General features: G+C 67.3%; 7 protein-coding genes and 1 rRNA gene. 7 read left to right on the forward strand and 1 reads right to left on the reverse strand.

Annotated features, from left to right (window positions below; all coding sequences use genetic code 11):
* The first annotated feature begins 60 nt into the window (after window positions 1–60).
* The 6 genes from tyrS (at window position 61) to WFI52_RS05935 (ending at window position 7493) form a co-directional block, all read left to right on the forward strand.
* On the forward strand, window positions 61–1365 hold the full coding sequence (gene tyrS / locus WFI52_RS05910) for a tyrosine--tRNA ligase (protein ID WP_336625658.1): 1305 nt from the start codon (window positions 61–63) through the stop codon (window positions 1363–1365).
* A gap of 10 nt (window positions 1366–1375) precedes the next feature.
* Window positions 1376–2161: a DUF4184 family protein gene (locus WFI52_RS05915; RefSeq protein WP_336625657.1), complete on the forward strand. Its 786-nt coding sequence runs from the start codon at window positions 1376–1378 to the stop codon at window positions 2159–2161.
* Window positions 2162–2191: 30 nt separating this feature from the next.
* A complete protein-coding gene (locus WFI52_RS05920; RefSeq protein WP_336625656.1) occupies window positions 2192–3286 on the forward strand; it encodes a LacI family DNA-binding transcriptional regulator in 1095 nt (364 codons plus the stop codon).
* Between the two features lie 143 nt (window positions 3287–3429).
* A complete protein-coding gene (mmsA, locus tag WFI52_RS05925; protein ID WP_336625655.1) occupies window positions 3430–4977 on the forward strand; it encodes a multiple monosaccharide ABC transporter ATP-binding protein in 1548 nt (515 codons plus the stop codon).
* Window positions 4974–6311 (forward strand): multiple monosaccharide ABC transporter permease, encoded by a 1338-nt coding sequence (gene mmsB / locus WFI52_RS05930; protein WP_336625654.1) that lies wholly within the window; start codon window positions 4974–4976, stop codon window positions 6309–6311. The genes mmsA and mmsB overlap by 4 nt, the downstream gene beginning before the upstream one ends.
* A gap of 54 nt (window positions 6312–6365) precedes the next feature.
* The gene (locus WFI52_RS05935; protein ID WP_336625653.1) at window positions 6366–7493 is read left to right on the forward strand and encodes a substrate-binding domain-containing protein; all 1128 of its coding nucleotides are present in this window, start codon (window positions 6366–6368) and stop codon (window positions 7491–7493) included.
* Between the two features lie 70 nt (window positions 7494–7563).
* On the opposite strand, the gene WFI52_RS05940 is transcribed toward WFI52_RS05935, so the two are convergent.
* Window positions 7564–8814: a CoA transferase gene (locus WFI52_RS05940; RefSeq protein WP_336626074.1), complete on the reverse strand. Its 1251-nt coding sequence runs from the start codon at window positions 8812–8814 to the stop codon at window positions 7564–7566.
* A 558-nt stretch (window positions 8815–9372) separates the two neighbouring features.
* On the opposite strand from WFI52_RS05940, the gene WFI52_RS05945 reads away from it, so the two are divergent.
* Window positions 9373–9570, forward strand: a 16S ribosomal RNA gene (locus WFI52_RS05945); the annotation flags it as partial.

The following is a 9570-nucleotide window of genomic DNA, read 5'->3' on the forward strand; positions in this document are numbered from 1 at the left end:
ACCGCGGTCGCGGGCGGCGTGGATCCGGCTGCTTCCGAGGCCACTGATAGCCTGGAACGCGTGTCTGAAACCGCCTCCGTGAGAGCACTGGAGCCCGCCAACGATCCGACGTTCGAGAACGTCTGGGATGAGATCGTCTGGCGCGGCCTCGTGCACGTGTCCACCGACCGAGAAGCTCTGCGCGATCTCCTGTCCGGCGACCCGATCACGTACTACTGCGGTTTCGACCCCACGGCGCCGAGCCTGCACCTCGGCAACCTTGTGCAGCTCCTGACGATGCGTCGACTCCAGCTGGCGGGCCACAAGCCCCTCGGCCTCGTCGGGGGGTCGACCGGTCTCATCGGTGACCCGCGCCCGACGGCCGAGCGCACGCTCAACACGAAGGACACCGTCGCGGAGTGGGTCGGCTACCTGCGCGCCCAGGTCGAGCGGTTCCTGAGCTTCGACGGGGACAACGCCGCGCGGATGGTGAACAACCTCGACTGGACGGCGCCGCTGTCGGCGATCGACTTCCTGCGCGAGATCGGCAAACACTACCGCGTCGGCACGATGCTGAAGAAGGACGCCGTCTCCGCACGCCTGAACTCCGAAGCCGGCATCAGCTACACCGAGTTCAGCTACCAGATCCTCCAGGGCATGGACTACCTGGAGCTCTACCGTCAGTACGACTGCGTGCTGCAGACGGGCGGGTCGGACCAGTGGGGCAACCTCACGAGCGGCGTCGACCTCATCCACCGCGTCGAAGGGGCGGGAGTGCACGCGATCGGCACTCCGCTGATCACCAACAGCGACGGCACGAAGTTCGGCAAGAGCGAGGGCAATGCGATCTGGCTGGATGCCGCGATGTGCAGTCCGTACCGCATGTACCAGTTCTGGTTGTCGTCGACCGATGCCGATGTCGTCGATCGGCTCAAGGTGTTCACTTTCCTCACCCGCGCCGAGATCGAGGAGTACGCGGCGCTCGTGGAGGCCGAGCCGTTCCGCCGCGCCGCGCAGAAGCGCCTCGCCCTCGAGGTGACGACCTTCGTGCACGGTGAGGCGGCCGCCGAGGCCGTCGTCGCCGCTTCCGACGCGCTCTTCGGCTCGGGTGACCTCTCCACGCTCGACGCCGCGACGCTGCGCAGCGCGCTCGAAGAGCTGCCGAACGCCTCCATCGCCGCCGGTGCGCCGGTGGCGCAGGCGCTCGTCGACACGGGTCTCGTCTCGAGCCTGTCGGAAGCGCGTCGGGCGATCGCCCAGGGCGGAGTGTCGCTCGACGGTGCGAAGGTCGACGACGAGGCGGCGGTCGTCACGGGCGGACTGCCGGGCGGCGTCTCGGTCCTGCGTCGAGGCAAGAAGACGCTCGCGGGTCTGTTCGTCGGCTGAGGCTGCGCGCGTGCCGTTCACTCCGTCGCACGCCGTCGTCGCGCTGCCGTTCGTGCGGACGCCGCTCCTGCCGGCGGCGATCGCGATCGGCGCGATGACGCCGGACCTGCCCCTGTTCCTGCGCGGCACCCCGCTCAGCTACCAGGCGACGCACACGAATGTCGCACTGTCGACAGCGATCGCGTTCGTGCTGCTCGTGCTCTGGTACGCGCTGCTGCGCCCGGCCGTGCGCGAGCTCGCTCCGCTCGCCGTCGCGCGGCGCCTGCCGTCGGAGTGGGATGCCACCGGCTCGAACGTCCTGCGCACACTGCCGCCTCGGCACCCCGTCGCCCTCGCCGGGCTCCTCATCGCCTCCCTCGTGATCGGCGTGCTCTCCCACATCGCGTGGGACGCCTTCACCCACGAGGGTCGGTTCGGCCTTCGCATCCTGCCGGCCCTCGCTCAGCAGTGGGGGCCGCTCACGGGATACAAGTGGGTCCAGCACGGGTCGAGCGCCGTCGGGCTCGCCATCCTCGCGATCTGGGCGACCTGGTGGATCTCGCGCCGTACGCCCGCGGCATCCGTCGGCCGTGTTCTGCCCGGCGCCGCGCGTCATGCCTGGTGGGCCTCGCTGCCCGTGATCCTCGCGGCGGCGTGGGGATTCGGCCTCCTCGCGTACGGGCCGCTGACGGCGACGTGGACGGCTCAGCATCTCGCTTATCGCGTCCTGCCTCCTGCGTGCGCCGCGTGGGGCGTGGTCACCATCGCACTCTGTGTCGTGGTCATCGCACGGCGGAGCCGCGTTCGCCGCGCATGAACCTCGCGCGCTAGGGTGGACGCGGGCAATGTGAACGTGCACATCGAAGGCGAGGGCGCGGTGACCACAGGCGAGGAGCGCACCCGCACGGCGAGCATCCGCGACGTCGCGCGAGCAGCCGACGTGTCGTACCAGACCGTCTCGCGCGTCCTCAACGGACATCCCTCGATTCGCCCGGAGACGAAGCAGCGCGTGCTCGACGCGATGGCAGAGCTGCGCTATCGGCCCAACCAGGCCGCGCGCGCGCTCGTGACCAGTCGCTCGCGCACGCTCGGGGTGATCCTCGGTTCCCGCGGCGAGTACGGCCCGACATCGAGTCTGGCCGCCGTCGAGGATGCCGCGCGCACGCATGGCTACTGGGTCAACTCCGCGTACCTCGCCGATACGCGGCCCGAGACGATTCGCGCGGCCGTCGAGCATCTGCGTCGACAGTCGGTCGAGGGCATCATCGTGCACGCCCCGCAGGTGCGCGTGTTCGACGTGTTGGCGGAGCTCGACGTGGACATCCCCTATCTGGGCCTCCATGCGGCCGAACGGGGCGTCGCAGAGATCGCGGATGATCAGGTGCGCGGTGCACGCCTCGCGACCGAGCACCTCATCGGCCTCGGTCACGTCGAGATCCTGCACGTCGCCGGCCCCCAGGACTGGATCGAGGCCGAGAGTCGGATGCGCGGCTACCTCCACGCACTCTCCGACGCCGATCTGCCGACCCGTCCGCCGATCCTCGGCGACTGGACGGCCGACTTCGGTTATCGTGCCGCCGTCGAGCTCTCCCACCGCCTCGACTTCACTGCGGTCTTCGCTGCGAACGACGCGATGGCGTTCGGACTTCTGCACGGGTTCCGCGATGTCGGCGTGGACCTGCCGCGCCAGATGAGCGTCGTGGGCTTCGACGACATCCCGCTCGCGAGCCATGCCGCCCCACCCCTCACGACGGTGCATCAGCACTTCGCGGGGCTCGGAGAGCGTGCCGTGCGCGCACTGCTGCGGGCGATCGACTCGACGGCGACGACGACGACCGATTCGCCCGGCGCGGCCGAACTCGCAGGCGGCGAGCGTGTCGATCTCACTCCGGAACTCGTCGTGCGGGACTCGACGGCTCCCGCGCTGACGCGTCGAAGATGACGCTTCGATAACGGGCCTCGCGCGCAATTGACACGAGGCGGCGGAGGGTGCACGATGTTCAAGCGATGTGAACGGTCACATCGCCGGCGGAGAACCGCTGCAACCATGCTTCAGGCATATCGGACGACGAGGAGGTCGAGCCCATGGCGGACGCGGTCCCGATCCTGGAGATGCGCTCCATCACGAAGGAGTTCCCCGGCGTCAAGGCGCTGAGCGACGTGTCGATCACCGTCGGCGCGGGCGAGATCCACGCGATCTGCGGGGAGAACGGCGCAGGGAAGTCCACCCTCATGAAGGTGCTCTCCGGCGTGTATCCGCACGGCACCTACAGCGGCGAGATCTGGTTCCGCGGCGAGCTCGTCGCGTTCCGCGACATCCGCGCCTCCGAGCAGGCGGGCATCGCGATCATTCACCAGGAGCTCGCCCTGATCCCGGAGCTCTCCATCACCGAGAACCTCTTCCTCGGCAACGAGATCGCCCGCGGCGGTGTCATCGACTGGTCAGAGGCGCGGTTGCGCGCCGTCGATCTCCTGGCGCGGGTCGGACTCCGCGAAGACCCCGATACCCAGATCAAGCACCTCGGCGTCGGCAAGCAGCAGCTCGTCGAAATCGCGAAGGCGATCGCCAAGGACGTCAAGCTCCTCATCCTCGACGAGCCGACCGCGGCGCTCAACGAGGACGACTCGCAGCACCTGCTCGATCTGATCCTGTCCCTCAAGGGCAAGGGGATCACGTCGATCATCATCAGCCACAAGCTCAACGAGATCGAGCAGATCGCCGACGAGATCACGATCATCCGCGACGGTCGCACGATCGAGACGCTCGACCTGCGCGCCGGCGGCGTCGACGAGGACCGCATCATCCGCGGGATGGTCGGCCGCTCGCTGGAGAGCCGGTTCCCCGATCGCACCCCCCACATCGGCGAAGTGTTCTTCGAGGTGCGCGACTGGACGGTGCAGCATCCGCAGGTCGCCGAACGCCTCGTCGCGAAGGGCTCGAACCTGTTCGTCCGCCGCGGTGAGATCGTCGGTCTGGCGGGCCTGATGGGCGCCGGACGCACGGAGCTCGCGATGAGCATCTTCGGGCGTTCCTACGGCAAGTACCTGAGCGGCACGATCATCAAGGACGGCCAGGAGGTCGTGCTGAAGGACGTGCAGGCGGCGATCGCGCACGGTCTCGCGTACGTCAGCGAGGACCGGAAGGTTCTCGGACTCAATCTGCTCGACACGATCAAGCGCTCGATCGTCGCCGCGAAGCTCGCCAAGATCTCCCGCCGCGGCGTCGTCGACCCCTACGCCGAGAACGACATCGCCGAGGACTACCGCAAACGACTGCGCATCAAGACGCCGTCGGTGGATGTCGGGGTCTCGAAGCTTTCCGGAGGCAACCAGCAGAAGGTCGTCCTCGCGAAGTGGATGTTCACCGATCCCGACCTGCTGATCCTCGATGAGCCGACGCGAGGCATCGACGTCGGCGCCAAGTACGAGATCTACACGATCATCCAGCAGCTGGCCGCGCAGGGTAAGGGCGTCATCCTCATCTCGAGCGAGCTGCCCGAGCTGCTCGGCATCGCCGATCGCATCTACACCGTCTTCGAAGGCCAGATCACCGACGACATCCCGGCATCCGAAGCCACTCCCGAAAACCTCATGCGCAGCATGACCTCCTCCCGACCGAAGGCGAGAGCATGACCGACACGACAGCAAAGGATCGACAGGGCGGATTCTCCGACCTCCGCAAGATGTTCGGATCCGGCTCGACCGGCCGTCAGTTCGGCATCCTCGGATCCCTCATCGCCATCATCCTCGTCTTCCAGCTCTGGACGGGGGGCAAGACCCTCTCCTCGCAGAACCTCATCAACGTCGTCAGTCAGCAGTCGTACATCCTGATCCTCGCGATCGGCATGGTGATGGTGATCATCATGGGTCACATCGATCTGTCCGTCGGTTCTGTCGCGGCGTTCGTCGGCATCATCGTGGCGAAGTCGATGAGCGAGTGGAACGTGCCGTGGCCCTTCGCGATCGCGATGGGTCTCGTCGTCGGCGCCCTCGCCGGAGCGTGGCAAGGATTCTGGGTCGCGTACGTCGGCGTTCCGGCGTTCATCGTCACCCTCGCCGGCATGCTCATCTTCCGCGGGGCGAACCAGGCGATCGGACAGTCCACGACGATCCCCGTGCCGCCGGAGTACAGCTTCATCGGCTCGGGCTACCTTCCCGAGTTGCCGCTGCCCTTCGACTTCAACGTCCTGACGATGGTGCTCGGCCTCATCGGGGCGGGCTGGATCGTCTGGAACGAAGTGCGCCTGCGCCGTCAGCAGGCCAAGATCGATGCGGACCGTGCGCCGGTGTGGGTCTCGGTCGTGAAGGTCGTGCTGCTGAGCGCCGCCATCCTGTGGGCGGCCTGGCTGTTCGCGACAGGGCGTCCCGGCACGAGCTTCCCCATCTCGGGCGTGATCCTCCTCGTTCTCGTGGTGATCTACTCGTTCCTCACCAACAGCACGGTGTTCGGCCGGCACATCTACGCGGTCGGCGGCAACCGCCTCGCCGCGAGCCTGTCCGGCGTCAAGGACCGTCGCGTCGACTTCTTCGTGATGATGAACATGTCGGTGCTCGCCGCGATCGCGGGAATGATCTACATCGGTCGCGCGACGGCCTCGGGTCCGCAGGACGGCAACGGCTGGGAGCTGGATGCCATCGCCGCGGTCTTCATCGGCGGCGCGGCCGTCTCGGGCGGCATCGGCACCGTGATCGGGTCGATCATCGGCGGTCTCGTGATGGCGTTCCTCAACAACGGACTCCAGCTCATCGGTGCGGGCGCCGATGCCGTCTCGATCGTGAAGGGCCTCGTGCTGCTCCTCGCCGTCGCCGTCGACGTCATCAGCAAGCGTCGCGGTGGGCCGTCGATCATCGGCCTCATGATGCGGCGGCGCGACAAGAGCGCCGAGGTCATCGCCGAGGTCCCCGCCGTCGTCCCCACCTCCGGCACGAACACCTCGAGCCAGCCCGCCGACCTCCCGAAGGTCTGACGCGGACCCCCGTACCTTCCCTTCCGTATCCCACCAAGAGAAAGTGATGAATCAATGAAGAAGATCGCACTCGCGGCGGCGGCTCTGGCCGCTGTCACGGCGCTCGCGCTGACCGGATGCTCCGGCTCCGGTCGCACCACCGACCCCTCGGCCTCCGGCGACGCCGGTGCCTCCGGTGGGTTCGCGGCGGACGCGACGATCGGCGTGGCGCTTCCGGACAAGACCTCCGAGAACTGGGTGCTCGCCGGCAAGCTCTTCGAAGACGGGCTGAAGGAGGCCGGCTTCACGGGCGACGTGCAGTACGCCCCGGCATCCAACACCGTCGCCGAGCAGCAGAACCAGATCTCCGCCATGATCACCAACGGCGCGAAGGTCATCGTCATCGGCGCCAAGGACGGCAAGCAGCTGGGTACCCAGCTGCAGCAGGCCGCGGATGCCGGTGTGAAGATCATCGCGTACGACCGCCTGATCGAGAACACGCCGAACGTCGACTACTACGTCGCGTTCGACAACTTCAAGGTCGGTGAGCTGCAGGGCCAGGCCCTCCTCGACGGTCTCGCCCAGCGTTCGGGCCACGGTGCTCCCTGGAACATCGAGCTCTTCTCCGGTTCGCCGGACGACGCGAACTCGGCGGTGTTCTTCAACGGCGCGATGAAGGTGCTCCAGCCGAAGATCGACGACGGCACCCTGAAGGTCGTCTCCGGTCAGACCGCGATCGCCCAGACGGCGACGCAGGGCTGGAAGGCCGAGAACGCGCAGAGCCGCATGGACGCACTGCTCGCCGCGAACTACACGTCCGCGACGATCGACGGCGTGCTGTCGCCGAACGACACCCTCGCCCGCGCCATCATCACCTCGGTGAAGCAGGCCGGTAAGGACATCGCGACGTTCACGGTCACCGGTCAGGACTCCGAGGTCGAGTCGGTGAAGTCGATCATGGCCGGCGAGCAGTACTCGACGATCAACAAGGACACGACGCTGCTCGTCCAGCAGACGATCAAGATGATCGGTCAGATGCAGAAGGGCGAAGAGGTCGACGTCAACGACACCGAGCAGTACGACAACGGCGTGAAGGTCGTCCCGGCGTACCTGCTGCCGCCCGTCATCGTCACCAAGGAGAACGCGGCCGAGGCGTACGCCAACAACCCGACGCTCCTCGACATCGTGAAGGCTGCGCAGTAACACTCGCCTTCACCAACGGCGGCCCCCGCTCTTCGGAGCGGGGGCCGCCCTTGTGTGCGGCTCCGCGTCGTCAGAGCCAGACCGGCTCGTCGAGGCCCCACGGCCTCGGCGCGGCGAAGGCGTCCCGCCCGGCGGGGGAGCGAAAGGCGGGTGCCGCGGTCGTGACCCGGACACCGGCCACGTCGAACGTCTGCGTGTGCCCGTCCGCGGACGCGGGGAGGACCCCCGGTTGTGGATCCGGTGTCCTCGGCAACCCGAGAAGCTCCGCGGCGACGCGACGCAGCGACGTCGACGCGTGCCACGAGCCGCCTTCGCGTGCACGTCGGCCTACGAGCTCGATCGCGGCGGCCGCGAGAAGGTACCCGGCGCTGTGATCGAGAGCCTGCGCGGGGAGCGCTCCGGGCTCGTCCGAGGTCGACTCGATGCGCGCGATGCCACTTTCCGCCTGGACCAGGCTGTCGAAGCCGCGACGATCGTCCGTCCCCCACGCACTGAGCGACAGGACGATCAGGCCGGGGTGACGTGCGATGAGGGCCGCGGGGGAGATGCCGAGCGCCTCGAGCCCGGTGCCGCGGTAGCCGAGGACGACGATGTCGGCGTCCTGCGCGAGTGCCGCGAAGCGGTCGCCGCTCGCGGCGGAGCGCAGATCGAGCAGCGCGGACCGTTTACCGTGGCCGGTGTCGAGGTGCTGCGTCGCGAGTTCGGGCAAGTGGGGCGGGTCGATGCGCAGGACGTCGGCGCCGAGGTAGGCGAGTGTGCGGGTGGCGACCGGACCCGCGATCACGCGAGTGAGGTCGAGCACCCGGATGCCGTGAAGCGGCAGGTCCGCATCGATCGGGCGGGACGGTCGAGGTGGTGCAGCGGAGGTGCGCCGGATGTCGACGAGCGGGGTGCGCCGCAGCGCCGCGTCCGCTGCAGGTTCCTCCACCCGGACGGCGACGCAGAGACCGCCCCGCTCCGCCACGTCGGCGACGGCGCGTTCGGTGGTCCGCACCTGGAGCGCAGCCGTGACATCGTCCCGTGTGGCGTCCGACGACAGACGTAGACCGTGCAGCAGGGCCTGACGGTGGTGGGCGTAGTTCGCGTGAGTGCGGACGAACCCGTCGCTCGTGCGGAAGAACGCGGAGAGCGGTGCGAATCCGACCTGCGCGCGGCCGTCCCATCGCAGCCATCGCTCACTGGAGTAGGCGACCGCCAAGCGAACGGGATCGATGGCGGGGGATTCGTCGAGCCCGGCGAGGCGCGAGGCCGCCGTCGCGGCGCGCATCACGGCACCCGTTGCCAACGCCGAGACGTCGGTGCGGGCCGGAAGCGGCACCATCGCGCTCACAACGCCACCCTACGCTGCGCGTGGCACACGCAGGCGAACCCCGCGACACGCCCGGGATGGCGCGCCGATTTGCCGGATACGCGGGAGCCACGTAACTTATTACTTGTTCGCCCCACAGGGAAGAGCGAAGAGCCGGAAGGCCTCGCCCCCTCAAGCGGAGAACCACTCCATCCCGAACCTCTCATTGAGAGAACACGGCCGTTCGGTCTAGGATGGGATCCCCACTCCTCGAAACCCGTCGAAGATGGTCTGTCGTTCTGACTCTTCAGGCGCCACCGATTTGACAGGCCACGAGATGGGGTCTAAGATTGAGAAGTTGCCCTTCTGTCTGGTTGTGAGGCTGGGTGGGGGGAGCGTCCGATCCTTGAGAACTCAACAGCGTGCACTTGTCAAATGCCAATTAACCTCGTGCCGGCGTAGCCGGCAGAGATTCCTTTGGATCAAAGTCCGGCACTTTGGTGTCGGCAATGGATAGTCAGCAATGAGTATCTCTTTGGTCAGTTCAAACTCGCTGCTTCGTCGTTTTCCCGATGGGGTATGCATTTTTTCTTTACGGAGAGTTTGATCCTGGCTCAGGATGAACGCTGGCGGCGTGCTTAACACATGCAAGTCGAACGGTGAAGCCCAGCTTGCTGGGTGGATCAGTGGCGAACGGGTGAGTAACACGTGAGCAATCTGCCCCTGACTCTGGGATAAGCGCTGGAAACGGCGTCTAATACTGGATACGAGCCGTGAAGGCATCTTCAA

This window comes from Microbacterium sp. MMO-20 (genome assembly GCF_037147735.1).
Classification (GTDB): Bacteria; Actinomycetota; Actinomycetes; order Actinomycetales; family Microbacteriaceae; genus Microbacterium.

What these genes read in the sequence shown, in the direction of transcription:
- mmsB (WP_336625654.1), top strand. Translation starts at nt 4,974, where the DNA reads ATGACCGACACGACAGCAAAGGATCGACAGGGCGGATTCTCCGACCTC.
- WFI52_RS05935 (WP_336625653.1), top strand. Translation starts at nt 6,366, where the DNA reads ATGAAGAAGATCGCACTCGCGGCGGCGGCTCTGGCCGCTGTCACGGCG.
- mmsA (WP_336625655.1), top strand. Translation starts at nt 3,430, where the DNA reads ATGGCGGACGCGGTCCCGATCCTGGAGATGCGCTCCATCACGAAGGAG.
- WFI52_RS05940 (WP_336626074.1), bottom strand. Translation starts at nt 8,814, where the DNA reads ATGGTGCCGCTTCCGGCCCGCACCGACGTCTCGGCGTTGGCAACGGGT.